The organism is Demequina sp. TMPB413 (assembly GCF_020447105.2).
GTDB lineage: Bacteria > Actinomycetota > Actinomycetes > Actinomycetales > Demequinaceae > Demequina.
The window spans coordinates 1,527,620-1,552,190 of sequence record NZ_CP096184.1; the positions used below are offsets into that span (position 1 = coordinate 1,527,620).

General features: G+C 66.1%; 23 protein-coding genes. 11 read left to right on the plus strand and 12 right to left on the minus strand.

The window, feature by feature from the left end; genetic code table 11:
- The first annotated feature begins 15 nt into the window (after nucleotides 1–15).
- From cysE to eis, 3 genes are all read left to right on the plus strand, one after another.
- Entirely contained in the window at nucleotides 16–651 is a 636-nt protein-coding gene (cysE, locus tag LGT36_RS07440; RefSeq protein WP_226096860.1) for a serine O-acetyltransferase, read from the plus strand.
- Nucleotides 652–876: 225 nt separating this feature from the next.
- On the plus strand, nucleotides 877–1,377 hold the full coding sequence (locus LGT36_RS07445) for a CoA-binding protein (protein ID WP_226096859.1): 501 nt from the start codon (nucleotides 877–879) through the stop codon (nucleotides 1,375–1,377).
- An 81-nt stretch (nucleotides 1,378–1,458) separates the two neighbouring features.
- A complete protein-coding gene (eis, locus tag LGT36_RS07450; protein ID WP_226096858.1) occupies nucleotides 1,459–2,703 on the plus strand; it encodes an enhanced intracellular survival protein Eis in 1,245 nt (414 codons plus the stop codon).
- A gap of 35 nt (nucleotides 2,704–2,738) precedes the next feature.
- Here eis and LGT36_RS07455 read toward each other — a convergent pair whose 3' ends face one another.
- Both LGT36_RS07455 and LGT36_RS07460 read right to left on the minus strand, forming a co-directional pair.
- Nucleotides 2,739–3,197 (minus strand): ribose-5-phosphate isomerase, encoded by a 459-nt coding sequence (locus LGT36_RS07455; protein ID WP_226096857.1) that lies wholly within the window; start codon nucleotides 3,195–3,197, stop codon nucleotides 2,739–2,741.
- A gap of 54 nt (nucleotides 3,198–3,251) precedes the next feature.
- Entirely contained in the window at nucleotides 3,252–3,740 is a 489-nt protein-coding gene (locus tag LGT36_RS07460; RefSeq protein WP_226096856.1) for an N-acetyltransferase, read from the minus strand.
- Between the two features lie 71 nt (nucleotides 3,741–3,811).
- On the opposite strand from LGT36_RS07460, the gene LGT36_RS07465 reads away from it, so the two are divergent.
- A complete protein-coding gene (locus tag LGT36_RS07465) occupies nucleotides 3,812–5,746 on the plus strand; it encodes a M13 family metallopeptidase (RefSeq protein ID WP_226096855.1) in 1,935 nt (644 codons plus the stop codon).
- Nucleotides 5,747–5,771: 25 nt separating this feature from the next.
- Here the strand turns inward: LGT36_RS07465 and LGT36_RS07470 are convergent, their stop codons facing one another.
- Nucleotides 5,772–8,159, minus strand: a complete 2,388-nt coding sequence (locus LGT36_RS07470) for an SGNH/GDSL hydrolase family protein (protein ID WP_371922739.1) — start codon at nucleotides 8,157–8,159, stop codon at nucleotides 5,772–5,774.
- A 161-nt stretch (nucleotides 8,160–8,320) separates the two neighbouring features.
- On the opposite strand from LGT36_RS07470, the gene LGT36_RS07475 reads away from it, so the two are divergent.
- Complete coding sequence (locus tag LGT36_RS07475) at nucleotides 8,321–8,803, plus strand: tRNA (cytidine(34)-2'-O)-methyltransferase (RefSeq protein WP_226096853.1); 483 nt, start codon at nucleotides 8,321–8,323, stop codon at nucleotides 8,801–8,803.
- 163 nt (nucleotides 8,804–8,966) lie between these two features.
- Here LGT36_RS07475 and LGT36_RS07480 read toward each other — a convergent pair whose 3' ends face one another.
- Entirely contained in the window at nucleotides 8,967–10,880 is a 1,914-nt protein-coding gene (locus tag LGT36_RS07480) for an ABC transporter ATP-binding protein (RefSeq protein ID WP_370634299.1), read from the minus strand.
- Nucleotides 10,881–11,105: 225 nt separating this feature from the next.
- Nucleotides 11,106–12,035, minus strand: a complete 930-nt coding sequence (locus tag LGT36_RS07485; protein ID WP_226096852.1) for a hypothetical protein — start codon at nucleotides 12,033–12,035, stop codon at nucleotides 11,106–11,108.
- 282 nt (nucleotides 12,036–12,317) lie between these two features.
- Between LGT36_RS07485 and LGT36_RS07490 the strand changes: the two genes are divergently transcribed.
- Together LGT36_RS07490 and LGT36_RS07495 are read left to right on the plus strand one after the other, a co-directional pair.
- On the plus strand, nucleotides 12,318–13,031 hold the full coding sequence (locus LGT36_RS07490) for a spermidine synthase (protein ID WP_226264584.1): 714 nt from the start codon (nucleotides 12,318–12,320) through the stop codon (nucleotides 13,029–13,031).
- Between the two features lie 38 nt (nucleotides 13,032–13,069).
- Nucleotides 13,070–13,993, plus strand: coding sequence for an NADP-dependent oxidoreductase (locus tag LGT36_RS07495; protein ID WP_226095594.1), 924 nt, complete (start codon nucleotides 13,070–13,072; stop codon nucleotides 13,991–13,993).
- 171 nt (nucleotides 13,994–14,164) lie between these two features.
- On the opposite strand, the gene LGT36_RS07500 is transcribed toward LGT36_RS07495, so the two are convergent.
- The 6 genes from LGT36_RS07500 to LGT36_RS07525 all read right to left on the minus strand — a co-directional run bounded on the left by LGT36_RS07500 (nucleotide 14,165) and on the right by LGT36_RS07525 (nucleotide 19,904).
- Entirely contained in the window at nucleotides 14,165–14,674 is a 510-nt protein-coding gene (locus LGT36_RS07500; RefSeq protein WP_226095595.1) for a ClbS/DfsB family four-helix bundle protein, read from the minus strand.
- 45 nt (nucleotides 14,675–14,719) lie between these two features.
- Entirely contained in the window at nucleotides 14,720–14,995 is a 276-nt protein-coding gene (locus tag LGT36_RS07505) for a hypothetical protein (protein WP_226095596.1), read from the minus strand.
- A gap of 88 nt (nucleotides 14,996–15,083) precedes the next feature.
- Nucleotides 15,084–16,331: a TFIIB-type zinc ribbon-containing protein gene (locus LGT36_RS07510; RefSeq protein ID WP_226095597.1), complete on the minus strand. Its 1,248-nt coding sequence runs from the start codon at nucleotides 16,329–16,331 to the stop codon at nucleotides 15,084–15,086.
- Nucleotides 16,332–16,343: 12 nt separating this feature from the next.
- Nucleotides 16,344–17,540, minus strand: coding sequence for an SHOCT domain-containing protein (locus LGT36_RS07515; protein ID WP_226095598.1), 1,197 nt, complete (start codon nucleotides 17,538–17,540; stop codon nucleotides 16,344–16,346).
- 205 nt (nucleotides 17,541–17,745) lie between these two features.
- Nucleotides 17,746–18,987 carry an MFS transporter gene (locus LGT36_RS07520; RefSeq protein ID WP_226095599.1) on the minus strand — a complete coding sequence of 414 codons (1,242 nt, stop codon included), beginning with the start codon at nucleotides 18,985–18,987 and terminating at the stop codon, nucleotides 17,746–17,748.
- A 203-nt stretch (nucleotides 18,988–19,190) separates the two neighbouring features.
- Complete coding sequence (locus LGT36_RS07525) at nucleotides 19,191–19,904, minus strand: MBL fold metallo-hydrolase (RefSeq protein WP_226095600.1); 714 nt, start codon at nucleotides 19,902–19,904, stop codon at nucleotides 19,191–19,193.
- A 292-nt stretch (nucleotides 19,905–20,196) separates the two neighbouring features.
- Between LGT36_RS07525 and LGT36_RS07530 the strand changes: the two genes are divergently transcribed.
- Nucleotides 20,197–20,805, plus strand: coding sequence for a TetR/AcrR family transcriptional regulator (locus LGT36_RS07530; protein ID WP_226095601.1), 609 nt, complete (start codon nucleotides 20,197–20,199; stop codon nucleotides 20,803–20,805).
- A complete protein-coding gene (locus tag LGT36_RS07535) occupies nucleotides 20,802–21,257 on the plus strand; it encodes an NUDIX domain-containing protein (protein WP_226095602.1) in 456 nt (151 codons plus the stop codon). The genes LGT36_RS07530 and LGT36_RS07535 overlap by 4 nt, the downstream gene beginning before the upstream one ends.
- 200 nt (nucleotides 21,258–21,457) lie before the next feature.
- Here LGT36_RS07535 and LGT36_RS07540 read toward each other — a convergent pair whose 3' ends face one another.
- A complete protein-coding gene (locus tag LGT36_RS07540) occupies nucleotides 21,458–22,840 on the minus strand; it encodes an HNH endonuclease signature motif containing protein (protein WP_226095603.1) in 1,383 nt (460 codons plus the stop codon).
- A gap of 177 nt (nucleotides 22,841–23,017) precedes the next feature.
- Between LGT36_RS07540 and LGT36_RS07545 the strand changes: the two genes are divergently transcribed.
- Nucleotides 23,018–23,512, plus strand: a complete 495-nt coding sequence (locus tag LGT36_RS07545; protein WP_226264585.1) for a MarR family winged helix-turn-helix transcriptional regulator — start codon at nucleotides 23,018–23,020, stop codon at nucleotides 23,510–23,512.
- On the plus strand, nucleotides 23,509–24,516 hold the full coding sequence (locus LGT36_RS07550; protein WP_226094946.1) for a hypothetical protein: 1,008 nt from the start codon (nucleotides 23,509–23,511) through the stop codon (nucleotides 24,514–24,516). The genes LGT36_RS07545 and LGT36_RS07550 overlap by 4 nt, the downstream gene beginning before the upstream one ends.
- Nucleotides 24,517–24,571: the final 55 nt, after the last annotated feature.

The following is a 24,571-nucleotide window of genomic DNA, read 5'->3' on the forward strand; positions in this document are numbered from 1 at the left end:
ACCCGGAGGCACCACATGACCGACCGCATGACCCCCTTGGCCCTCGCACGCGAGGACGTGGCGACGGCTAGCCGTCGTGACCCCGCATGCCCAGGGCCCTGGGTCGTCGCGATCAGTTACCAGGGCGTTCACGCGCTGTGGTACCACCGGGTGGCTCACCGGTGGTGGCGCAAGGGCCACCGCTCCTGGGCTCGCTTGCTCTCTCAATTCGCGCGCCGCCGCACGGGCATCGAGATTCACCCAGGTGCCCAGATCGGTCGGCGGGTCTTCATCGATCACGGGATGGGTCTTGTGATCGGTGAGACAGCCGTCGTTGGCAATGATGTCTTGCTGTTCCACGGCGTGACGCTCGGCGGCACGAGCATGAGTCACGGCAAACGCCACCCGACCGTCGGCGACCGTGTGGTCGTGGGTGCAGGGGCAAAGATCCTTGGGCCCGTGTATGTCGGTTGCGATGCGCGGATCGGCGCGAACGCCGTCGTGGTCAAGGACGTGCCGAACGGCGCGACGGCCGTGGGCATCCCCGCCGTGATCCGCGAGCACCCCAACTACTTGGAGGCGCACACGGCGGCCTCGAGCGTCGACGATGGCGATGCTCATGTGCGCGTCGAAGAGGACGAGCAGCGCGAACCGGCGATGTACTACATCTAGTTCGTTGCGGGGAAGCCCTGGAACGGGTCTTCCAGCGGGGTCGATTGGCGTCACATGACACGGGCCCCACCTCTCGACGGGGCCCCTTCCTCATGGGGAACGAAAAACCTCAGGGAAACTAGGAGATCATCGCGCCCGCCTTCATCCTACGAACGTCCGTCACCGCCCGTTCCAAGGGGAACGCCGCGAGGAATGGTCTTCTGCTCGGTGAGGTTAACTACTGGTATGAGCTCTGATGAAGCAATCGGCGGTGGAGGCGAAGCCTGTGCGTTGCCGCGTGTCGACCAGGCCCCCGCCGACGACGTCCTCGCCGCGATCCTGGCGCGCTCGCAAGCTGTCGCGGTCGTGGGAGCATCGCCTGACCCCATGCGCACGTCGCACGCAATCGCCACGTGGCTGATGAACAACACCCCCTACGAGGTGTACCTGGTCAATCCCTTCGGCGGCGATGCGGATATCGAGGGCCATGGCTTCTACTCCGCGCTGTCGGAACTCCCTGTCGCGCCGGACATCGTGGTGGTTTTCCGCCGTTCGGCCGACGTGCCACCTGTCGCCGACGCTGCCGTTGAGGCCGACGCGAGCGTGCTGTGGTTGCAGTTGGGGATCGAGAATGCCGAGGCCGCCGCCAGCGCCGGCGCCGCGGGCCTCGGGGTCGTGCAGAACCGCTGCATCAAGATCGAGTACGCGCGACTGAGGGATCAGATCGAGGCAATCCAGGCCACCTGACGCCACCGCATCGAGGTTAGCTTGCGCGTTTCGAAAGACGTGCGCGTAGCAGAAGTGGGCGCCTGATGGCAGTATCGATCCATGACCCTGCCCTCGGGATACCGCCTCGTAGACCTGCCCTTCTCCCGCCGCGACGAGATGCTCGCGGTCGACCAGTGGGCCTTCGCCATGTCTCACCCAGAAAGCGTCAACACCGGCATTCACTCCCAACTCGAGTGGGACCGTTGCCGAGGCATTGAGAATGACAAGGCGGAAGTGGCAGCGGTCCACTCCTCGTACGGGTACACCATGCGTGTGCCAGGTGGCACCGTCGCGGCATCGGGATTGACGTGGGTGGGGGTACACCCCGGCGAGCGCCGCCGCGGTTTGCTACGCGGAATGATCGATGATCACTTCAAGCGTTCGCTTGGCCGAGGGGAACCTGTCAGCACATTGACTGCCTCTGAGCCGAAGATCTACCAGCGCTTCGGCTATGGGCTCGCCTGCCCTAGCCTCACCATGACGATGCCGCGAGGCGCAACGTTCCGACCCGTACCCGACTCGGAAGATCTCAAGGTCGTCTTCGACGATGCGGACCTGACACGTCACGCCTCTGTGGTGAGGTCGGTGATAGCCAGGGATCAGCGCCCTGGAACGATGCTCGAGGTGAGCGAGGCCCTTATGGCAGCACAGTTCGCCGATCCTGAGGTGATGCGTGAGGGCCAAGAGCGCAAGCGCATCATGATCGTCGAGGATGACCAAGGGCCCGCCGCGTTTGCCATTTTCCAGCGCAAGCTCGCATGGGGCGATACGGGAGCCGACGGCACCGGCTCAACCTCTCAATGGGCTGCCGCGACCCCTGCTGCGGCACGGCGCTTGTGGTCGGTACTCGCTGACCTTGACCTGCTGTCGTCTTTCACGACGAGCAATCTGACGATTGACGAACCTGCAATCCTCCTCGCCGACGACGTGCGCGCCCTCGCGTTGAAGGCAAAGGACCACGTGTGGTTGCGGATTCTCGATGTGCCCGCAGCACTGATGGCACGCACATACCGCTTGGACCTCGACCTTGTGGTCGAGATCGAGGACACCGTCATCCCCGCGAACGCCGGGCGCTGGCGCTTGTCCGTCACCTCGGGGCAGGCGACCGTCACTCAAGCCGAGCCCGGCGCGACGAGCGACGTCGGCATCGGCATCCAGGACCTCTCGGCGGCCTACCTTGGCGGGCCGACGATCGACTCGTTCCACCATGCGGGGCTTGTACGCGAGGTGACCGTTGGAGCGGCTAGCCTCTTGAGCGATGCCATGCGGTCAGTGACGGCGCCGCGCACCTCTTTCTCGTTCTAGTCGGCTGCGCTGACGCGGGTGATCACGCGCTGCGCCTACGACCGGTCGCGGCTCGCCTCGTACGCGGCAAGCTGATCGATGCGTCGCTGGTGGCGCTCGTCACCCGAGAACGGTTCCGCTAGGAAGGCCTCGACGAGTTCCACCGATTCGGCAAGCGAGTGCTGGCGCCAGCCGATGGCGAGCACGTTCGCATTGTTGTGCTGCCTGCCAAGCTTCGCCGTGTCGACGTTCCACGCGAGGGCTGCTCGCACCCCAGGCACCTTGTTCGCGGCAATCTGCTCACCATTGCCTGACCCTCCCAGCACGATGCCAAGGGACCCAGGCTCTGCCACGACGGCCTCGCCCGCCGAGAAGCAAAACGAGGGGTAGTCGTCGAGCGGGTCGTACTCGAAAGCACCGTGGTCGACAACGTCGTGTCCCTGGTCTGCGAGGTGGGTGAGCAAGTGCTCCTTGAACTCGTAGCCCGCGTGGTCAGCGGCAAGGTGGATGCGCATGCCCACATCATGCCAGCCGACGAAGGCGCGCCGCGACCCCATGATCGGTCGGAATCACGCGTGTCCGTCCGCTGGATTCAGCTGCTTGAGCATCTTGATCGCGGTCGTCGCGTAGCCCAGCGATTCGTAGAGCGCCTTGGCGTGCGTATTGAAGCCGAAGACGCTCAAGCCGACGCTGGTGGCGCCGTGCTGAGCGGCGAGTTTCTCGCCCAACAAGAGGGCTGCGCGTGCGTAGCCCTTGCCGCGGTGAGCCTCATCGACGAACACGTCCCACAGCCACCACTGTTCGGCAGCACCAGTGGTCGACGGGCCGATCCACAGATAACCGACCCGCTGGTCCTCCTCATCGTGAATCTCCATGAGGTGGTGCCCCGGCAGCGGTCTGCCACCTGGAAAGTATGTCTCGATGTCGCGTTGGGCCTCAATCTTGGCCTCGGCGGCGTCATGTCCGAGCCTCGCAAGATCAGCTGCGTACTCCTTGGCCGCGTGAAGCAACCACGCGTCGTACCGCTCGGCGGGCATTGCGGCCAGGGTGACTGCCATAGCGCCACGATAGTCCTCGCCATCAGCGAAACCTCAGCGTGGCGAGTGGCGACGACACCTAGGGTGGGCTCATGACTCAGCGCGGCATCGACCCCTCGACCCTTTCCCCCACCGTCCGACCCCAGGACGACTTCTTCCGTTACGTCAACGGGCCGTGGCTTGACAAGCACAAGATTCCCGACGATCGCGCGGCCGATGGCGCGTTCTACGCGTTGCACGACCAGGCGGAAAAGCAAGTGCGCGCGATCATCGAGGAATCGCCGCGCGACCAACTCACTGGTGCGCTGTATGCGAGTTTCATGAACACCGACAAAGTCGATCCCGATGGCGCCCAGCCCATCCAGCCGGATCTGGCCGAGGTGGACGCGGCGACAAGCCACGAGCAACTGGCGGCCACGATGGGCGCGCTCCAGATGTCCGGTGTCGGCGGAGTCGTCGGCTACGAAGTGTTCGCCGACAAATCCGAGCCCGACCGCAACGTCGTCTATCTCTTCCAGTCGGGGATTGGCCTTCCCGATGAGGCCTTCTACCGCGAGGACGCCCACGCAGAGGTGCGCGAGAAGTACGTGGCCCACCTCAAGCGGATGGCGGATCTGACCGCCGTTGACTTCGATGCGGACACCGTCATGGCCGTCGAGACCGCGATCGCCGCCCACCACTGGGATGTGGTGAAGTCGCGAGAGGCCGACCTCACACACAACCCGACGACGCTCGCGTCACTCGAGGAGACCGCCGGAGGCTTTCCGTGGCGCAAGTGGGCAGACGCCATCGGCATGCCTGCCGCCGCTCACGACATCCTGATCGCGTACGAACCCAGCTTCTTCGAGGGCTTGAGCACCGTGTTTCCCGCGACGAGCCTCGAGGACTGGAAGCAGTGGTTGCGCTGGCGCATCGTTGCTTCTCGCGCCGCCTACCTAAGCCAGGAGATCTCGCGAGCGAACTTCGAGTTCTATGGCACCGTCCTGTCAGGCGCGCCCCAGCAGCGCGAACGATGGAAGCGCGGCGTCCAGTTCGTGGAGGGCTGCGTTGGCGAACTGGTTGGCCAGCTGTACGTGGCCAGGCACTTCCCGCCGGAGTACAAGGAAGAGATGGACCTCTTGGTGGCCCACCTCATTGCCGCCTATCGCGAATCCATCACGTCACTCGAGTGGATGACCCCCGAGACGCGCCAACGCGCGCTCGCCAAACTCGACACGTTCACCCCCAAGATCGGCTATCCAGAGAAGTGGCGCGACTACTCGGAGCTCGAAGCGAATGCCGATGACCTCGTCGGCAATGTGAGGGCGTCCTCGCGCTTCGACTCCGCCTGGGAATGGTCGAAGGTCGGCAAGCCAGTGGATCGCACCGAATGGCTCATGACGCCCCAGACCGTCAACGCGTACTACTTGCAGACGGCCAACGAGATCGTCTTCCCTGCCGCCATTTTGCAACCGCCGTTCTTCAACCCCGAGGCCGACGCCGCGGTGAACTTTGGCGGCATCGGCGCCGTCATCGGTCACGAGATCGGTCACGGTTTTGACGATCAGGGTTCCAAGTACGACGGCACCGGCCGCCTGGACAACTGGTGGACAGAGGCCGACCGCGAGGCGTTCACCGCGCGCGCGCAAGTGCTCATCGAGCAGTACAACGGATACTCCCCACTGCAACTAGCCGACGACTACACGGTCAATGGCGCGCTCACGGTTGGCGAGAACATCGGCGACCTCGCAGGCGTCGAAATCGCCCTCAAGGCCCTCAAAATCGCGGTAGGCCAGCCCCTTGACGAGTTGCCGCTCATCGACGGACTGACCGCCGTGCAGCGGTACTTCATCGCGTATGCGCTCACCGAACGCACCAAGCGCAGGGACGAAGCTCTCATGACGCAGATCACGACGGATCCACACTCTCCAGAAGAGTTCAGGATCAACGGCGTCGTGCGCAACATGGACGCCTGGTACGCGGCCTTCGGCGTGAGCGAAGAGGATGCGTTGTGGCTCGACTCAGAGCGTCGGGTGAGGATTTGGTAGTCGCAGCGCTCCGTGAGACGAGCGGCTAACGCAGAGCGCCGAAGTCTGAGGTGAGCGCACGCAATGCGCGCTCTCTGCGGACGAGTTCGCTCGGCCGTCCTCTGCCCTGATCGTTCACGCGGGAGCCTCGGCGCGCACGCGCGCCGTACGAGGCAGTGACCCGCTCGTCCATGGAGACGGAAAGCATCGTCAGCGCGACGAGAGGGTGGTCTCCCGCCTCGACCGCACCATCACCGAGCGCTTCCCCTCGAGCCGCTCCGCCGACCACGCGCAAGGAAGGCTCCTTGGCGTTCGGCACCGCTTGCGACGCGGGGCCAGCCATCAGTCCCGTCTCGGGCCTGCAACCACGCCTGCCGGACTGGCTCTGGCCGACGGCACCTGCGTCTGACGTGACGCACGGCGTAGAGGCGCTGACCGGAGGAGGAGGCATTGCCACCCAAGCGGACGCGACCGAAGTCTCCCCGCTATCTGTGGTCACCCGCACGCTCACCCATCCCGGCTCGACGACGCCTGTGTCGACCGTCAGTCTGGCCTCGGGTGTCTCCACCTCAAAGAACCCATCGCCGTCAAGGTCCCATGCATAGTCGAGGCGTCCGCCGCCGCGCGAGCCCAGAGCGTAAGACCCCTGTGCATTGAGGTGAAGGCGCTCCCCCGCCGCCACGTACACCCCGCCAGCCCATGCGTGCGGCGCCTGCGCCGCGGTGGCGAGAGCTTCTTTCACGCGCGCGCTGACAACGTCCGGCGGTTGGCTCGCATCGACACGCTGAGCGTGGACCGAAGGGACCAGCCCCTGACCTCCGTCCGTCCACCACGCGTCAACCGCCTGCGACTCCATGGCGACGTCGCCCACGTGCACCATCTGCGCCGCGGCGTTCCACCGTGACGGGATCCTGACCGATCCGGCCGCGCGCCACGCCTCAGCCGACGAGTGCTTCATCGCGGCAAGCGCCTCCGCTGGCGCCGATGACTGCGCAAGAACGCGACGCTCGTGCTTGACGCCGTCGTCCGCCACCCGTTCCTCCACCACATGGATGCGAGAACCGAGCCACAACGCCGAATCCCGAAGTGCCGACTCCACGGCCGCGCGGGCGCCTGGTGTCTGGTCGAAGACGATCGCCACGTCCCTTGCGGGCGGGGAGTCGTCGGCGGCGCCAAAATCGCCGTACGTCGCCGCGTAGTCCGCCAGCGCACGATGACCCTCCGGCTTCAGGTGATACCACTCGTCTCGCTCGGTCGTTTCGAGAAACTCGTACATCCACCTGTCGGGGTTGGCGACGCTCGGCCTGGCATCCGGCTCGTGGCCGCTGAAGAGCTCCGGCACGCCTTCCATGAGCGTGACGAAGCCATCACCGAATCTCGCGTTCGCCTGAGCAACGGCCTCCCGTTGAGCCTCAAGGCCCTCTCGGGACAGGGCCGCAAGGTGTTCGGCGACGGGGTAGGAGGCGACTCCGGTGAGACCGACCGATGTGATGCGAAGATCGTCGCTGACCTCGAGGCCTGGATACGCGGCGTAGGCCACCTTTGATTGCCCTTCGGACTTCTCTTCGATGTGCTCAAACACGGAGAGCAGGTCATCAGCGAACTGCTCGCGCACGTAGGAATGTGCCTCGTCAATTGCTGCCTCGCACGTGCCGGGGTTCGCGAGAATGAGGCACTCTCGAGCGATGTTCGGGAAGTGCACGTCGTTTCCCCCTGCGGTCATGAGGACCAGGTCAACATCTCTATTCAGGGCATCGGTTTGGGCAGGCAGCCACCGTTCGCACGCGACCGAGACGCGCATCGAGCCGTCGGGCTGCGGCGCTCTGTTGACCGCGAACGCGAAGTACTCCTCCGTTCCAGGTGAAGGAATGCATCGAGCCTCGGCGGCGGCCCATTCTTGGTAGAACGCGTCGGTCCGCGGGACGTCCGCCAGCTCCGGTTCCGGGTAGCTCACCACCCTGGTGTCGCGCATGGAGCGGTCCGCAATGATCGCGCCCGTTGTCGCCGCAGAGCACGCGCGGTTCAGCAACGTGACTGCGTAACCCTCTTGCGCCATGGTTCGCGCGTACTGCTCGCCCCACGTACCCGTGCTCCGCATGCATCGCTCTGGGCCGTAGTACACCGGCCGACCTGATTCGTCTCGCGCACCGTTTCCCGCCGTGTATGAGTCCCCCAAGAGGAGTACGGTCAATGGTGTAACTTCGGCGGTACGGGCGGCCTCTTCTGGAGCGGAGGCGGCTGCGACCATAGCCGAGACAAGGTTTTCGGGGTCGCTCGAAGACCACGCGGCTGAGCCGCCGAAAATGCCGAGCACCGCCACTACCGCGGCGCCGCCGACAGCGTAGATAGCCCGCAACGCCCAAACCCCCGAGTCAGGGGCCCCGGGGGGCCCACTTTGACGGTAAGAAAATGCCCCCCAAACCGGTAGCCCCATTTATGGGGTATTTCCGAATCGTGTGGCGCATCTCACAACGTGCTGGCAGTCGCCCGTCACCGCAGGTTCGTGGTGCCGGCAAGGTCCATGGGAGGGGTGGGCGCGCCAGGTCATAGGGCGGCGCTGAGCCTGAGTTGCCGAGTCGTGGCACACTGTGGGCCGTGAATCCTGACTCGGCTCTCCCTTCAATCGCGTTCTTCGAGCCTCGCATTCCCGAGAACACCGGGGCGGCCATCCGACTGTCAGCCTGCACAGGAGCGCCCTTGAGGCTCATCGAACCGCTGGGGTTCTCGCTGGAAGAGTCGCGCTTGAGGCGCGCCGGACTCGACTACCACGACCTCGCGACGGTCACCATCCATGCGTCGTTCGCCGCGCTGTGTGAAGAACTGCCAGACGCGAGAGTCTTCGCCTTCACGGGTCAGGCTCAGACCCGCTTCACCGAAGTCGACTACGCACCGGGCGACGTGTTGCTTTTCGGACCGGAACCCACTGGCCTACCTGCAGAGGTGCTGAGCCACCCACGCATCACCCAGTCGGTGCGCATTCCGATGCTCCCGCAGCGCCGTTCGCTCAACCTGTCCAACTCGGCGGCGATCGCGATCTACGAGGCCGCCAGGCAGTTGGGCTTCACCGGCCAGGTGTAGGGGCGCGGCCCGTGGCGAACGGCTCCAGCGTCTGAAGTGCCCTGGTTGAGGTCGTGGACGCTCGGCCCCAGCCCCAGCCGCGGCAACATTGCCCAGCCCCAGCAACGCAGACCCAGCAATGCAGGCCCAGCCCCAGCAACGCAGACCCAGCAACGCAGGCCCACTAGTCGAGTTGTTGCGCCGCCAATCGTGCGTAGAGCCCGCCGGCAGCCACGAGCTCCGAGTGGGTGCCCGTCTCCACGATGCGCCCGCCGTCGACCACGTGGATGACGTCGGCATCGGCGACGGTCGAGAGCCGGTGAGCAACCACCAGCGTGGTGCGCCCCTTGGCGGCCCTGTCGAGCGCGACCTGAACGACCCTCTCACTCACCGTGTCGAGCGCACTCGTCGCCTCGTCAAGGAGCAAGACCGGCGGATCCTTGAGCAGCACCCTCGCGATGGCGATGCGCTGCTTCTCGCCGCCCGACAATCGGTACCCTCGCTCGCCGACCACGGTGTCGTAGCCGTGCTCGAAACCCACGATGGTCTCGTGGATGTTTGCGGCCGCGCAGGCCTGCTCGAGCTCGTCATCCGTGGCATCCGGCTTGGCGTACCGGAGATTCTCGGCGATCGTCGCGTGGAACAGATACGTCTCTTGAGTCACCACGCCCACCTGCTCGACCACAGACTCCGCCACCAAGGCGCGCACGTCCTCGCCCGCGAACCGCACCTCGCCCGACGTCGCTTCGTGCAGTCGCGCCGCGAGGTACACAATCGTGGTCTTGCCAGCGCCAGAGGGCCCCACAAAGGCGTGGGTCTGGCCAGGCTGCGCTGTGAAGGAGACTCCGTCGAGCGTCGGCGTCGAGTCCTCCTTGGCATCGGGGTAGCGAAAGCTGACGTCGCGAAACTCGATCGCACCCAAGGGGCCGGGGGCGTCGGAAACGTCGCGAGCGTCGTCTCTATCCGCGATGGCCGGAGTGAGGTCGAGGTACTCGAAGATGCGCGCAAAGAGTGCCCGCGACGTCTGGATCTCGAGTGCGACCCTCATGAGCGCCATCAGCGGGAAGAGCAGTCTCGCCTGGATCGTCGTGAAGGCGACAACGGTACCTGCGGAGATCGCCTCGCCGCCCGACTGCCCGCTCCTGGCCAACAGCCAGCCTGCGGCCAGGTAGATGACGGCAGGCACCGAAGACATGATGACGGTGACTAAGCCAAAGAACCACTGCCCGCTCATGGCCTGCTGGACTTGGAGCCGGATGAGATTGCGGTTCTCGGCGGCGTAGCGCGCTGACTCGAGGCGCTGGCGGTTGTAGACCTTGCTGAGCAGAATGCCGCTCACGGATAGCGTCTCTTGAGTGATCGAGGTCATCTCCGACAGGGATTCCTGGGTGCGCGCGGCGATCCTTTGCCGCACCAGGCCCACGCGCCTTTGCGCCACCACGAGCGCGGGCATCAGGATCACGGCGAGCAGGGTGAGGCGCCAATCGAGCACGATCATTGCGACGAGCGAGGCCACCACCGTGGCCGTGTTGCCCACGATGCTCGAGACGAAGGTGGTGAGCACGCCCGCGACTCCGCCGACGTCGTTTTGGAGCCGCGACTGGATGACGCCGGTCTTGGTACGGGTGAAGAACGCGAGTTCCATGCGTTGCAGGCGGTCGAAGAGGGTGACGCGCAGGTCCCCGGTCACCTTGTTGCCGACGGTCGACGTCACCCAGGTTTGCCACACCCCCAAACCGGCCGACGCAACAAAGATCGCAATCATCAGGCCAACGAGCTCCGTTAGCAGCCCCAGCCGCGGGCCCGCGATGCCGCCCACACCGTCTGAGGGAAAGAGCGCCTGGTCAAAGATGCGCTGCACGATGAGCGGTGGCACCACCGTGGCCGCAGAGGTCGCCAGCACGAGCACGGCCGTGAGCACGAGTTGTGGCCGGTACGGCACAAACAAGGCGCCGACGCGTCGCCACAAGTGCGGGATTTCTGGTGCGGCGGCGTTCTCGGCGCGCAAAGCGTCGGGGTCGGCCCCAGAGGTCAGCCCTCGACCGCGCATGCCCCCGCCGGTGGCGGCGCGGCGCGAGCCAGCAGGCGGGTGGGACATGAGCACAGCCTAGGCGGGGCGCAATCTGGGGCGCGGCACGATTCGCCGCGGGCGTAGCGGGCACGGCTGGCGTAGCTGACGTCGGGCGCGTTGGCTGAAGTGGGGGGCGGTGGCTGGCGGGGGGGGCGGTGGCTGGCGTGGGGGGGGCGGTGGCTGGCGTGCCTGGCGTAGCTGGCGTTGGGTGCGCGGCAGGCGTAGTGGGCGGTGGCAGGCCGTCGCGCCGTGCTAGGCCTCGAGCGGGTAGTAGCGCCCCTCGCCCCTGGCCGCGGCGTCCCTGGCGGCGGCCGCCGCATCACCGAAGTCGTCCACCCGCCCCGCTAGCGCCACCACAATCGCGAGGTTCAGCGCCACGGCAGCCATCACTGGCAGCGCAATGTCACTGTCCATCGTGTCGTGACGCCAGGGATGAAGCACCCGAAAGTCAGGAGAGCCGCCGGGCACCACGGCAGCGAGCCTGGCATCGATCGCATCGAGGTCAGCGCCGATCTGTACCGGCGCGTACTGGTGCCTGAACAGCCACAGCAAGTCGCCGATGCTGCTGCACGTGCCGCCTTCGATGTAGTAATGCCTGTTGGCGCGCTGCCCTGGGGTGTCGAAGGGTTTGACGATGCGCCCACCGCGTGCGAAGTGCCGGTGGCATGAAGCACGCAGCACCTGCTCGAGGAGCGGAAAGGCGAGGTAGGCCGTGATGGCAGCGTGGTCGTCGGCGAGAGCTCGTGTGTTCCTGTCTACCCCGGCAACCTGACCAGAGACCGGCAACGCGAGCACCGCGTGGGCCGCAGCGGCGAAGAGTCGACCAACAGTCCATTCCTGGTCAGCGGGCACCGTTCCCGATGCCCGCGGGGTGGAGGCTGGCGCGCCGACGCCAGCTCCCACCAAGAGTTCGGCGCACCACGCCCACACGGTGCGATAGTCGCTTCCGTATCCCGTGAACTCGTTGTTGCGCTGAATCAGGCACACCGTGAGCCCCGCTACTACCGCGCCAAGAGTGTCGTGCCCAGCAGTCTCGATGTCGTCGCAAATGCTCGCGAGGGGCGAGGCGTGCTGAGCGCGCGGAGCGGCGCCCTTGACCCGTGCAGTGCGCTGCAGATCCGCCGCCCGCTGGCTCCACGCGCGACAGTGCTCGAGGATCTGTTGCGGGCTGGATTCGGTCACGGGGTCACGCTAGCGCTCGCGGGCCGTCGCGGTCCATGCATGCGGTGGGTGCGAGGCAGGCGAGGCGGTCGGCGCGTCTCGCGCACCCGCGCACCCTCCACACCTGCCGCACCCCACTGTCGCCACTCACTCCACGCGCGCGCTGCCTCCACACCTGGCGCTCCCACTCTCGCCACTCACCCAAGCACACACCCCCCTTCCACACCTGCCGCATCGCGCTCTCCCCACCGCCGCTAGGGTGGGCTGCGGCGAGCGACTCTGTTCGCAGAGCCGGAGGTCCGCGTGAGTGCCAGGTTTGAGGAGCTCGATTGGAGCGCCACTCCCATCGGCGAGGTGAGCCTGCGACGGCGGCGCGACCCCGTCACCGGCGAAGACGTGTACGAGGTCAAGCTCAATGACGAGTGGCTCATGTCGAGTCAGTTCACCGCCGCCGAGATCGCCCTCGCCCGTCTGGGCCTGGCGCGCGTGGCACAGCCGCACCCCACCGTCGTCGTCGGCGGCCTTGGCCTCGGCTATACCGCCGCCGCCGCACTCGAAGACGCCAACGTCGGCGAGCTACTCGTTGTCGAACTCCTGGCACCCGTCATCGACTGGCACGAACGCGGACTCGTGCCCTTGGGGCCTGCACTCACGTCTAGCCAACGATGCCGCTTCGTCCACGGCGACTTCTTCGGGATGTCCTACGGCGACGGCTACGACCCTGCTCACATGGATCGACAAGTCGACGCGATCCTGCTCGACATCGATCACTCCCCCACTCACCTGCTCGACGACGGCAGCGTCGGCTTCTATGGCGTGGAAGGTATGCGCGCAGTCGCGTCGCATCTGCGGCCAGGTGGCGTGTACGCGATGTGGTCAAACGACCCGCCCGACGCCGCCTACCTTGCCGTCCTCCACAAAGTGTTCGCCGACGTCGTGGCCGAGGTCATCACGTTTCCCAATCCGCTGCAGCGGCGCGAAGCCACCGCGACCGTCTACGTGGCGACAAAGCCCTAGCGCGGAACACGACACGACACTGGGCGGTTGCATAGGTCATGAGAGCCATCACTTACTCCGAGTTCGGTACCCCAGACGTCCTCACACTGACCGGCCTTCCCGAGCCGCGGCCGGGACCAGACTCGGTGATAGTCGAGATGCGTGCGGCAGGGATCAACCCCGTTGATTGGAAGGCGCGCCAGGGATACCTCGAAGGCCTGATTGACACCGTGTTTCCCGCGGTTCCCGGCTGGGACATCGCGGGCGTGGTGGTGAGAGTCGGCGCCGATGCCCCTGAGTTTGAGGTGGGAGACGAGGTCTACGGCTACGCGCGCAAGGACGTGCTTGGAGGCGGAACGCTCGCCGAACAGGTCGCGGTGCCTGTACGGGCGCTAGCTCACAAGCCCGCGTCGGTGTCGTTTGAACAGGCGGCCGCAGTGCCCCTCGTGGGCCTCACCGCACTGCGTAGTGTCCGGCGCTCGCACGTCGGCGCTGGCGACAACGTGCTGATCCACAACGGTTCAGGCGGCGTGGGCGGCTTCGCGATCCAACTGGCTCGTCTGGCCGGCGCCACCGTGGTCGCGACCGCCTCTCCCCGCAATCACGAGTACTTGAAGTCGCTGGGCGCCACGCCTATTGAGTACGGCGAGTGCCTCGCTGAACGCGCGCGGGCCGCCTCTCCCGACGGCTTCGATGTGATCCTCGACTTCGCCGGCGACGGCGCGCTCGATTCAACCGCGTCCGTCATGCGTGACGGAGCGAGGGTGGTGTCCGTCGCCGATGGAAAGGCCGCGAGGCGCTTAGGCGGCGTTGTCGTGTGGGTGCGACCCGATGCGGCGGGCCTGACGGAGTTGGCTCGCCTGATCGACGACGGCAGTCTCCGGGTCGAGGTCGCTCGCACCTACCCGCTCGAGGCAGCCGCCGACGCCTATCGCGAACTTGAAGCCGGCCACGTGCGCGGCAAACTGGTGATCACGCCCTAAGGCGGCCGGTTTCACGGCGTCGCCCGAGACTCCCGCCATCGCCCCTGCCCCTGCCCCTGCCCCCGCCAACGGCGTGACACCGGTCCGGTGAAGCCCTCGCGCCGTTCCCATCACCTTTTGGCGTCGCTGCTCACCCACCCCGTGAGTTCCCACCAGCCGGCCGCTTCCTACCTATGCTGGCGCGCCCTTGGCGTGCTTGCGAATCTTCTTCATCGCCCACTCGTCATGACTCGACGTAGCGGAGATGCAATAGGCGCCGAGCGACGTCGTGCCAGTCCACGGGTAGTGCTTCTTGGTGAACAGCTCCTCGTCAGTGCGCTCTCCGATGACGGCCCGCACTGCAGCACGAGAAGTGGCCACCAGTTGGCGCGCCTGGTCAAGAGTCGTCTCTGAATGCCTGTCCCTGAACTCCACGTTGAGCCCCGCATAGTTGCTCCACGTATAGCCGGCTGGGAGGAACGGCGCGGTCTTGCCTGCGAGATTCGAGTGAACCCACGCGAGCAGCAAGAGGTGCCATTCGTGCAGGTGAACCAGCACGTCTCGCACGTTGCGGTCTCGGTCCTCGAAAGCGAACTCGGCGAGCTGCTGCTCGTCGCTGAGCGAGTCAACGAGCGACATCAGTTTTGCAAAGCTCGCCTCACTCGCATCCAGCAACTCGTCTCTTGACTGAGGACGCCCCATGTTCCTCTCCCCTCCCGGCGCCCCTAGGCGTCGTCGTGTTGGCGCCTACTCCTTGGTGGTGCGCGTGAATCGCGCTCGCACTTCAGGCGACTGATCGTTGCGTCCCGATATTGACCGCGAGCGCGACACGATCTTCTTGAGGAACGTGTCATCCTGAGTCATCTTGGTGATGGTGTGCTTGACCACTCGCTCGGGCATGTACCGCGCGCCCTTGTTGCGGTACTTCGCCCTGATCCAGCCCGCAATGAAGACTCCCGTGGCAGGGCCTGCAGCGAACAGAGCGAAGGCGAGCCCTGAGGAGCCTTCCGATGAACTACTCACGAGCGTCTCCTGACTTTCGAGGATGGTGACAAGCTCGCGCACTGCAGTGCTTTGCCCTGCCTCATGGCCCCACGATTGCTCGTCATCATCAGCCCATCACCAAGACTGCCAAGGCAATCGGCCACGTCACGACCGAGATAGCGGCGGCGGTGCCCCATGCCACGAGGGCCGCCTTTTTCCGGTTGATCGGCACGCTTCCCATCGTGGCGCCAGTGCGGCCATTCACGGCGATGTAGTGCGTGATTTGGCGGCTCCCTCGTGTCTCGACGAAGCCATAGAGCCACACCGGCAGCAGCACAGCCGTCCAGCGGCTGCCCTTCACGTTGACCTGCTCCGATGTCCACTCGACGCCGCGGTCGTAGCCGCGCACCGATGGCTGCGCGCCCGCCCTCGCGAGAGTCATGAAGTGGCTCGCCGCGTACGCCTCTGCTGCGTCAACGTCCATGTCGCGCCGCTCCGACGTGTACTCGGCGCCAAGGAAGTTGCTGTTGAAGCGCACCATGTTCTTCACATCAAAAGGCAGCACCGCATTGATGATGTTGTTGGTGCTCACCGTCGAGTGAATATCAGCCCTGTCGGAGGAAGTCTCGACAATGAGGTCGTCGATTTCCATCGACAACTCGCGCATGACGGTGTACCTGTCTGCGTGATACTCGGTCTGCTTGTCGTTGACCCGCACCGTGCGCCTCAAGACTTCGCCCTCGCCGTCCAGGCGCACGTCGACGTTGCCGTCGACGGTCATGTACGGCATGTAGACGCCCATCACGTTCTCGGGCGTGAACGTGCTCGAGAACCCAGGGTGTGCGAACGTCTTGCGTTCGTTGACAAAGGCGCTGATGTTCGCCATCGCCTGCGCCTTCGTGACGGAAAAAGGCAGGATCCCGTCGGGCACCGCGCCGTTGGGGATGCGGTTGTTGAGCGACAATTCGTGCTTGCACCAGTGGCATCGCGCACGCAGATTGTGGTCGGTGTCGATCACCACTTCCGAACCGCAACCCGTGCACTTCATCGTCACTAGGGCGGCGTCGTCGATGATGTCGACTGCGGCGCTCGAGACGGTCGTGCCGCGAAGCTCGCCGATGCCTTCGCTGAGTTTCATCGCCTCGTCGAGGCTCTGCTCTTTCCATGTGAAGCGGCAGTAGGCGCACTGGAACTCGGCGGTATCCGAGCGGAAGTTCACCTCGCTCGCACCACACTGCTGACACCTGACCACGCCATCAGCAGCGCCTCCAGGCGTGGCTAACTCGACGTACTCCGGCTGTTCCGCTTCCGGCATGGGCGGGATCGGCAGGCCCGGTTCTGGCGAAGGCGCTGGCGGCGGTTGCTCAGTCGTCATGGCGTGGCGACCTTAGAGGCCAAGCACCTTCTTCTTGAGCGCCTCAAAGTCGTCCTCGTTGATCAGGCCGTCGTCGAGCATCTTCTTGTACTGCGCGAGCTGGACGGCTGGGTCGGCTGGCGCGGCCGCAGCAGCGGTACCCGTCGTGCCAGGGGCGCCCGTAGGAGCAGCGGGCGTGGGCTGGACGAGGTTTCCGATGGCTCCCATTCCCATGCCCATCATGGCCAGGCCTGTGCCACCACCGCCCGACTCGCCCGCCGCCTCGACGCCACGCGCCACGGATTGCTTCAGGAAGGTGTCTGCGCGCCCACCGCTGAGGGCGTCCGCCTTTCGTACGTCCGAGAGCAACGCCGACGTGTCCTCGTCGTATTCGACGGAGACGATGGTCGCCTTCGTGATGGTGAGGCCCCGCTCGGAGGACCACTGATAGTTGGATTCGACCTCTTCTGCCAGAGAGCGCGCGAATCCCACAGAGTCCGACTGGATGCGCGTGATCCGGTGGTCCTTGTCGTCATCGTTGACGTAGCGCGAGAAGGCGCCTGCGAGTGAGCCGACCACCTCGCTGAACAGCTGCTCCGACACGGCGTTGTCGTTCTCCGTGATGTCGAACACCCTGGCCGCGGCGGTGATGTAGCTCGCAGGAACCAAGGTCTTGACGAACAGGATTGGGTCGACGACCTTGAGCACGTACGTGCCGCGCGTCACCGCACCTGCCTGCGCATTCAGATAGGCGTCGTCCCAGTAGATGGGTCCCTGGGTGCCGAACTTGTTGTTGGGGATCTCTTTGAGGTTCACGTAGAACGCCAACTGCTGGCTTCCAGGGCGTCCGCCAAACTTGAAGCGCTCCCACGACGTCTTCAGGGTCGCGCTGAAGATGTTGTCGCCAGCGAAGACGGACTTGGAGTTCTGGTCCTCGCTGTCCCACTTGTACGCGCCTGCCTCGCCCACCACGGCGGTGATCGCGCCGTCTTGGAACGTGAGCAGCCCGTAGCCCTCAGGCACGATGATGACCGAGCCATTGGTGATGATGTTCTCGCTGGCACGAGTGTTCTCGCCGCGGCCAGCATTGGTGCCTTGGGTGACGGCGGGGAAGACGACGGCGGTGTCACTCAAGCCGCGCGGCGGGACGAGGAAGTCAAGGAACTGGTCTCCGAAGGTCCCCTTGAGGGAATCCCAGCCGGCACCAACGACGATCTGAATGAACCCCACGACATCTCCTGTCTCGCGGCCCCGGTGCTCCCCGGCAGCCGCATCGCTGCACCGCGTGGCTCGTGGCCACTTCATGTCCCGGTGAATCTATCAGGGCAGGTGAGGTGCGGGCCAGGGTCGCCACATCACGCCACACCACTCAAGCCGCCGCCCCGAGGCGCGAGACAAGAGCCCCGAGACCCCCCCTGCCCGGAACCTTTGGAACCTACGCGTCGGCGCCGACGGCGTCGTCCGCGGTGACACCAGCGTCGGCCGTTTGGCGCGTGACGAGCCAACCAGCCAGCGCGAAAGCCACGCCGGGCGCACACAGCGCCAGACCCACCCAGGTGGGCGCGACATATCCCCAGCCGGCAGCGATGACGATTCCGCCGAGGAACGCGCCCAGCGAGTTGCCCATATTGAGCGCAGCGTGGTTGACGGCAGCCGCCATGGTCTGCGCGTCACCGGCGACGTCCATGAGCCTGGTCTGGATGGCGGGCGAGATTGCCGATGCCGCAAGGCCGACCATGAAGAGCCCGAGTAGGAGTCCCGGCACGGTGCGCGCCAGCAACGCGAGGGTGAGCAGCGAGATCGCCAGCGCGCCAAAGAGGACAAACACGGCCCGCAAGGCACCACGATCCGCCATCCTGCCTCCGAGAATGTTGCCCACCGTGGTGCCGATCCCTAGCACGATGAGCGCGGCAGGCACGAACCGTTCAGGGGCGCCCGCGACCTCCGTGGCGAGCGGAGACACGTAGGTGTAGACGGCAAAGAGCCCGCCGAAACCGAGCGCGCCCGTCAGCAGCGCGAACCACACGGCCGGCCGCGTGAACGCGCTCAGTTCGCGCCGGATGGTGGCGTGAGGGTCGCCGTCGTGCGCTGGCACGAAGGCGAGGATGGCGACGGTGCACAGCGCGAAGATCGCCGCGACTGCCAGATAGCCGATCCGCCATGACGTGTGCTGACCCAAGAAGGTGATGGCTGGAACGCCGACGACGTTGGCGATGGTGAGCCCTGTCAAGACGTAGGCGACGGCTCGACCCCGCGCGCCCTTGCCCATGAGGTCTGCCGCCACGAGTGCCGCGACGCCGAAGTACGCGCCGTGCGGCAGGCCCGCGAGGAATCGGAACAAGACAACGGTCTCGAACGTCGGCGCGAGGGCCGACGCAATGGTCCCGACGGTGAAAGCGACGGTCAACCAGGCGAGCAGCCGCTTGCGTGGGAAGCGGGCAGCGAAGGCGGCGATCGTGGGAGCGCCTACCACCACGCCAGCGGCATAAGCAGAGATGACGATCCCCGCCTTGGCGAGCGCCTCCTCTTGATTGGCGGAGTACAGGGCAGGCAAGAGGTCGCGAGCGATGTCAGGTAACAGGCCCATCGCCACGAACTCCGTGGTGCCGATGCCGAAGCCGCCGAGCGCTAGCGAGAGAAGTGCGAGCCTGGCGCGCGCGGGCGTGAGCGTGGGCATGGGAGCCGATCTGTGAGTGGCGTGATGGGTGGGTGCGCTCACCGTCGAGCCGTGTTCCTCTGGTCCCTATGACGTGGAGACGGCGTCCAGTATTCCTCACCATGGGTCACCGCTCGACAGGTGAGGGCATCGTTCTGCGGGTGGCCGGATCATGCCGATGGGCCGGTTGCCCGCCCCCGCAGTTCACCGATCCACGCCGATCATCACCCGGCCGCGGCCCTCACGAGCGCGTCTACCTCGCCCGGCGCCACCTTCAGCGGCGCGCCGTGGCCCGGCAGCACCCAACGTGCCTCAACCCCGGCCAATCGCGCGAGCGAGTCGAGGGCGAGGTCAGGCTCATCGGTGAAGGGTGCGGGCTGCGGGCCCTCCTGACCCGTCAGCACGTGGCGGGTCGTGAGCGCATCGCCCACAAAGACGGCTTCCGCCACCGGGACGTGGACCGCGATGCTGCCGGGAGAATGCCCTGGCATCGAGATCACCTTCGGTGCACCGGGCAGCGGCAGCACATCGCCGTCGGTCACCTCGGTCACCTCGGTGAGATAGCGGGTGCGGGCTCCGCCCTTGCGCAGTGCGTACAGAGCGAACCTGAGCACGGCGCCCCATTTCACGCGGCCGACGCTGGTCTTGGGCTTGTCTCCACCCTTGGCGCGATCGGCATCGGCGGCATGGATATACACGGGAACACCCGTCTCGCGGCGCAGCCGCTCGGCGAAACCGAGATGGTCGCTGTCACCGTGAGTCAGCACGACGCCGCGGATGTCAGCGATGGCGCGGTCAATGCGCACGAGTTCTCTCTTGAGGTCGCGCCAGTGTCCTGGCAGGCCTGCGTCGATCAACGTGATGCCTTCAGGGGTATCGATGAGGTAGGCCGCGACGATGTCGTTGCCGATGCGGTGCAGGTGGGGACCGATCTTCATGGGATTTCCTCTTGGGGATGGTGCCTGGTCGGGTGTGGGTGGGACGTGCGGGACGGGCGTACGGCGGCGGGCTGGTTCGTGCGGGGGCCACGTGCTGGTGCGGAGTGCGGGCAAGGGCTGGTTTCACAAGGCGGGCAACGGCTGGTTCGCAGTGCGACCACTCGCCGCCTCGCATGGCACCGTCCGCGCCCTCGCTGCCCTATGCTTGACCCGGCTAATATACTTAGGCATCATGGCTAGTGTCAATAGCCAAAGTCTCGAACCCGCCACCAAGCCACCCAAGGAGTGCTCGATGCCGACCCCGTCCCGCACGTCCCTCGACGCGATCGTCAACGCGGGGCTCCTGATTCTTGAGAGCAACGGACCGGCTGGCCTCACGATGCACGCAGTGGCGAAGTCCGTTGGGGTCAAGTCCCCGTCCCTGTACAAACATGTCGCGGACCGAGACGCACTCCTCACCTTGGTCGCCGACGCTGCGGCCCGCGACCTTGTTGCTCACTTGCCCCCCGCGCGCCAGGACCACACGGCGGAAGACCTACACAGCAACCTCGCTCAGCTGGCGACGTCGCTCCGCGAGTGGGCCCATCGACGGCCAGAGGCGTTTCGCCTGGCCTTCGCTGGGCGCGGGTCTGAGGAGACCTTGGCTGCCGCCGCGGAGCCCATCCTCGCCACGACGCGGGCTTTGGCGGGCAACGAGCACGCCCTGAACGCCGCGCGTCTCGTGACCGCGTGGGCGATGGGTTTCATCTCGATGGAGCTCGCGGGGGCCTTCCGTCTGGGCGGCAACGTGGAAGAGGCGTTCGAGTTTGGCCTTGAACGCCTCAGCGTCGCCCTCGACGTTCAGTCCCATGACGCAGTCGAGGCGTCGAGCACGCGTGAGGCAGGCATGATGCAGAGATGACGCACAACGTTGAGCAGGAGCAAACATCCCACGACCTCGCAGCAAGTCCCGCATCCCCCGACCTTGTGGTGAGCGCCGTCGTGTTGCGCGACCCACATGGCCGTATCCTCACTGTCCGCAAGCGGGGCACGTCCCGGTTCATGCTGCCTGGCGGTAAGCGCGAGGCGGGAGAGTCTCCCGCCCGGACCGCCATCAGGGAGTGTGCAGAAGAGCTCGGACTATCGCTCCAGCCGGGCGACCTGACGGACCTCGGCACCTATACCGCTGCCGCGGCAAACGAGCCAGGATTCCTTGTCGAGGGCTCCGTGTTCGAGCACCCGCTTCGCGGTGAGCCTCTCGCCAGTGCCGAAATTGCAGAACTTCGGTGGCTCGACCCCCACGGCCCGCTACCCAGCGATCTCGCTCCCCTTCTGGAGCACCACGTGCTGCCAGCGCTCGCGACGGCCCGGTAGCCCTGCAGTTCAACCGCGGTTGGGCCTGGAGCCGCCGACCGTCCGCCCCGATAGGCGCCCAGTGCGGCAGCCTGATACTCGGATAGCGCGATGGCCCGGCAAGTCTGCGGCCCCAGAGTTGCGTAGCCCAATGCCTCTGCTGCCTGGAAGTTCGGCAGCAAGCTCCGCCCAAGACATTGAGCACGAGTGCAACACCGCCGTCACGCTGCAATCTCGTATCGCGCCCGCCCGCCTAGTCTCGGGGTCTGCGCGGGGTCGATCGAGCGCGGCGGAATGAACCACACCACACCGTCGCGAACATCAATCCCCCAACCGTCCCCGTGAATTCGATGGTGACATCGAGCGCACAGCAAGACACCGTTCGCCAAATCTGTTGGACCCCGGTCTCTCTCCCACCATCTGATGTGATGCGCCTCGCACCACGATGGCGGAGCATGGCACCACGAACAGCCGCCGTCTCGCTCGACCAGAGCCAACCGCTGCGCCGGCGTAAATAGCCTGCGAGAGCGCCCCCAGTCGAGCACCTCGCTCTGGCCGCCCAGCACCACGGGGATGACCTCGGCGTCCGCCGCACCCTCGCGGAGTGCAGACACGGAGACTGGCTGCGCCAGACCGTCCACCTCGCCCACGCCGCAATCCGCCTCGAGGTCGGCCTGCGTCATTCTCACCACCACGGTGGTCTTCACGCCGCTGGTCGGCTGATCGCAATCGAGCGCATGCCTGCATAGCCCGACCAAGATGTCGGCGCGCATCTGTCCAGGGCTCCGCACGTCGGAGCCTGGGTCTTCGCGTCGCTGCTGCATGGCCCAGCGCACATTGGCATCGAGCACCGCTCGTACGGGCGCCGCATCAAGCGGGGCAAGTCTGGCGGTCAGGGTCACCATGCCGTCCGCATCGTCCCTCAGGACGGCGAAGCGGTCATCTTGCTGACGCGACTCGCGCGCCTTCCAGGCCTCGGGGTCGGCAGCGGCTTGTGCCCTCCAGAACAGCGCACGCACCTGGTGCAACGCCAAGCCAGGCGCCTTCGCGATCGCCTTGAGAAAGAGCTCGCGGGTCCGGTCCTCGTCAGGAAGCCCCGCCAGAGCGCGTTCGGCGATGCTGACCACTTCCACCGAAATCTCTTGAGCCCGCGCGGCCCGCGCAAGTTCTGCCCTGACCTCTGCGACGGGCGACAGCGGCGTGGCCGCGCGCTCCGACACAACGTCGGCGCACCCATCTACCGCCGTAGAACCGCTGCCCTCCCCGCCCAACCCGGTGTCGGCGTCGGCGTCCGCCAACAACGAACCGGCCGAGATCAACCGCTGAGCCTCCGCAACAGTTCCACCGGTGGCCCGCGCAATCAGTTCACCCGCAGAGCGAAAGCCCTGCCTGGCCGCCAAACCTGCTGAACCGTCTTCCGGTCGGGATAGGCAGTCGACTTCTGCCGCGACCTGGGCAAAAGCGAGATCTGCTGCGCGCCGCAAGCCCGCCAGTTGACCAGACAAAGCCAGCAACTCCTCACGCGACAACTGTTTGAGGTCCACCCCTTCACGCGCACATACAGCGTCGGCCGCTAAGCGAATCGGGGCGGTGGTCAAGGTCATGTAACTAGTCAATCACTACCCACTGACATCTAGTGACATCAAACGACAACACGCCAATTGGCAGCTTGGGAAGGGGCTCCAAGAGTCGGCACGAGAAGCAGCCGACGTCGCGCTCCTCCATACGTCCGGGCACGAGGTCCCCCCAGACGGAAACTACTTCAGCGCTAAAGTACCTCCATGACCGAGGCGAACGAAGCGACGGAGCCCCTCACCGAAGACGAGCAGGCCTTCTTGCGGTCCCTCGCCCGCGCGCTCGTGCTGCTCCCAAGGACGTTCGCCGCCGACATCGGCCGCGCCCATGGCCTGACCATGAGCGAGTACTTCACCATGATGTACCTCTCAGAATCCCCCGGCAGCCGGATGCGCATGGGCGACCTCGCCCAGGCGACCGCCCTCTCGCTACCCGCCGTCACGCGCGTCGTCACGCTCCTCGCCGCAAGAGGCCTCCTCCTGCGCACGCCCAACGCCGACGACGGCCGCGGGCGCGACGTCGTCCTCACCGACGCAGGTCGCGAGCGTCTCGCCGAGGCCCTCCCTGCGCAAGTCGCGAGCGTGCGTCGGCGCATCTTCGATCATCTCGACGGCGTAGACCTGCCCGCGGCGGCCGCAATTCTCGCGCGCGTCGGCGAGGCCAGCACTCAGCCCTCCACCGAAGAACGGAAGCAGCCATGACCCCGGCCACCGCAGGCACCACCGAGTTCGATCGGTTCGGCCCATGGATTGACGAAGTCACCCACCCAGACGACCTCCCCCGCCTGTACCGTGGCCACCCGATCGACTTCGCAGCGGAACGGCTCGTGCTCAAGGTGCCGCGCAACATCTCGCGCCGCAACGCGACGGCCGACATGGACCTCTACGACCACCTCGTCATCCTTGGCCGCGAGCGCCTGACCGTGCTGAGCCGGCGCGCCGGCGACTACGACACCGTCACCATGAACCTCACCGATGTGGTCGCGATGCGCAACACCGTCAACCTCTTGAACGGCCGCCTCGCCGTCGCGAGCTCCACAGGGGAATCCATCACGGTGCCCTACAACGGCTCGGCGGCGCCCATGGTCGACACCCTCGTGAGCGCGCTCAGGGAAGTTCCCTGCTCGCGCCCGGCCAGTAGCATCGGCGCGGCGCTTCGCGAGGCTGGCAAGCGTTTCGCCCGGCCGACGCTGGGGCTGGGGACGACGTGGGAAGCACGGCCGACGCTGGGGCTCGGGACGACGCAGGGGCTGGGGTTGGCGCCGGACAACACCCCCATTGACACCTTCCTCGTGAGCGCGTTCTTGGAAGCCAAGGCCTCCAACCCCGACCTCGCCGCGTGGGCCGCGCACGGGCGCAGACCCCTGTCCCCCGCCACCGCAGGACTACGCGGAGTGCGCGTCCGCCTCCAGCACGCGTTGAAGCCCATGACTCTTCACGGTGCCCTCATCACGGCCGACGACACCACGCTGGAACTGCACGGCCGCCACGACTGGCTGGTACGCGGTCGCGATGCGATCTACTCGACCACGCGACTCGTCATCCCCTTCGCGGCCCCCGACCGCCTGGAACTCGCACCCCACCCGCTGTACCCAGACGCGGTGGTGGCCACCGTCGGCGCTGGTGTGTGGCGCGAAGAAATCCCCGTGCCGCGCGGCTCTGCCGCCGAGACCCTGCTGCGCAAAGCGGCCACTGTGCAGGACTGACGCCACTCCTCCCCCAGCGAGCGCGGCACGCCGAGCGTATGGTGGAAGGCGTGGC

What these genes read in the sequence shown, in the direction of transcription:
- cysE (WP_226096860.1), top strand. Translation starts at nt 16, where the DNA reads ATGACCGACCGCATGACCCCCTTGGCCCTCGCACGCGAGGACGTGGCG.
- LGT36_RS07445 (WP_226096859.1), top strand. Translation starts at nt 877, where the DNA reads ATGAGCTCTGATGAAGCAATCGGCGGTGGAGGCGAAGCCTGTGCGTTG.
- eis (WP_226096858.1), top strand. Translation starts at nt 1,459, where the DNA reads ATGACCCTGCCCTCGGGATACCGCCTCGTAGACCTGCCCTTCTCCCGC.
- LGT36_RS07455 (WP_226096857.1), bottom strand. Translation starts at nt 3,197, where the DNA reads ATGCGCATCCACCTTGCCGCTGACCACGCGGGCTACGAGTTCAAGGAG.
- LGT36_RS07460 (WP_226096856.1), bottom strand. Translation starts at nt 3,740, where the DNA reads ATGGCAGTCACCCTGGCCGCAATGCCCGCCGAGCGGTACGACGCGTGG.
- LGT36_RS07465 (WP_226096855.1), top strand. Translation starts at nt 3,812, where the DNA reads ATGACTCAGCGCGGCATCGACCCCTCGACCCTTTCCCCCACCGTCCGA.
- LGT36_RS07470 (WP_371922739.1), bottom strand. Translation starts at nt 8,159, where the DNA reads ATGGGGCTACCGGTTTGGGGGGCATTTTCTTACCGTCAAAGTGGGCCC.
- LGT36_RS07480 (WP_370634299.1), bottom strand. Translation starts at nt 10,880, where the DNA reads ATGTCCCACCCGCCTGCTGGCTCGCGCCGCGCCGCCACCGGCGGGGGC.
- LGT36_RS07495 (WP_226095594.1), top strand. Translation starts at nt 13,070, where the DNA reads ATGAGAGCCATCACTTACTCCGAGTTCGGTACCCCAGACGTCCTCACA.
- LGT36_RS07500 (WP_226095595.1), bottom strand. Translation starts at nt 14,674, where the DNA reads ATGGGGCGTCCTCAGTCAAGAGACGAGTTGCTGGATGCGAGTGAGGCG.
- LGT36_RS07510 (WP_226095597.1), bottom strand. Translation starts at nt 16,331, where the DNA reads ATGACGACTGAGCAACCGCCGCCAGCGCCTTCGCCAGAACCGGGCCTG.
- LGT36_RS07520 (WP_226095599.1), bottom strand. Translation starts at nt 18,987, where the DNA reads ATGCCCACGCTCACGCCCGCGCGCGCCAGGCTCGCACTTCTCTCGCTA.
- LGT36_RS07525 (WP_226095600.1), bottom strand. Translation starts at nt 19,904, where the DNA reads ATGAAGATCGGTCCCCACCTGCACCGCATCGGCAACGACATCGTCGCG.
- LGT36_RS07530 (WP_226095601.1), top strand. Translation starts at nt 20,197, where the DNA reads ATGCCGACCCCGTCCCGCACGTCCCTCGACGCGATCGTCAACGCGGGG.
- LGT36_RS07535 (WP_226095602.1), top strand. Translation starts at nt 20,802, where the DNA reads ATGACGCACAACGTTGAGCAGGAGCAAACATCCCACGACCTCGCAGCA.
- LGT36_RS07540 (WP_226095603.1), bottom strand. Translation starts at nt 22,840, where the DNA reads ATGACCTTGACCACCGCCCCGATTCGCTTAGCGGCCGACGCTGTATGT.
- LGT36_RS07545 (WP_226264585.1), top strand. Translation starts at nt 23,018, where the DNA reads ATGACCGAGGCGAACGAAGCGACGGAGCCCCTCACCGAAGACGAGCAG.
- LGT36_RS07550 (WP_226094946.1), top strand. Translation starts at nt 23,509, where the DNA reads ATGACCCCGGCCACCGCAGGCACCACCGAGTTCGATCGGTTCGGCCCA.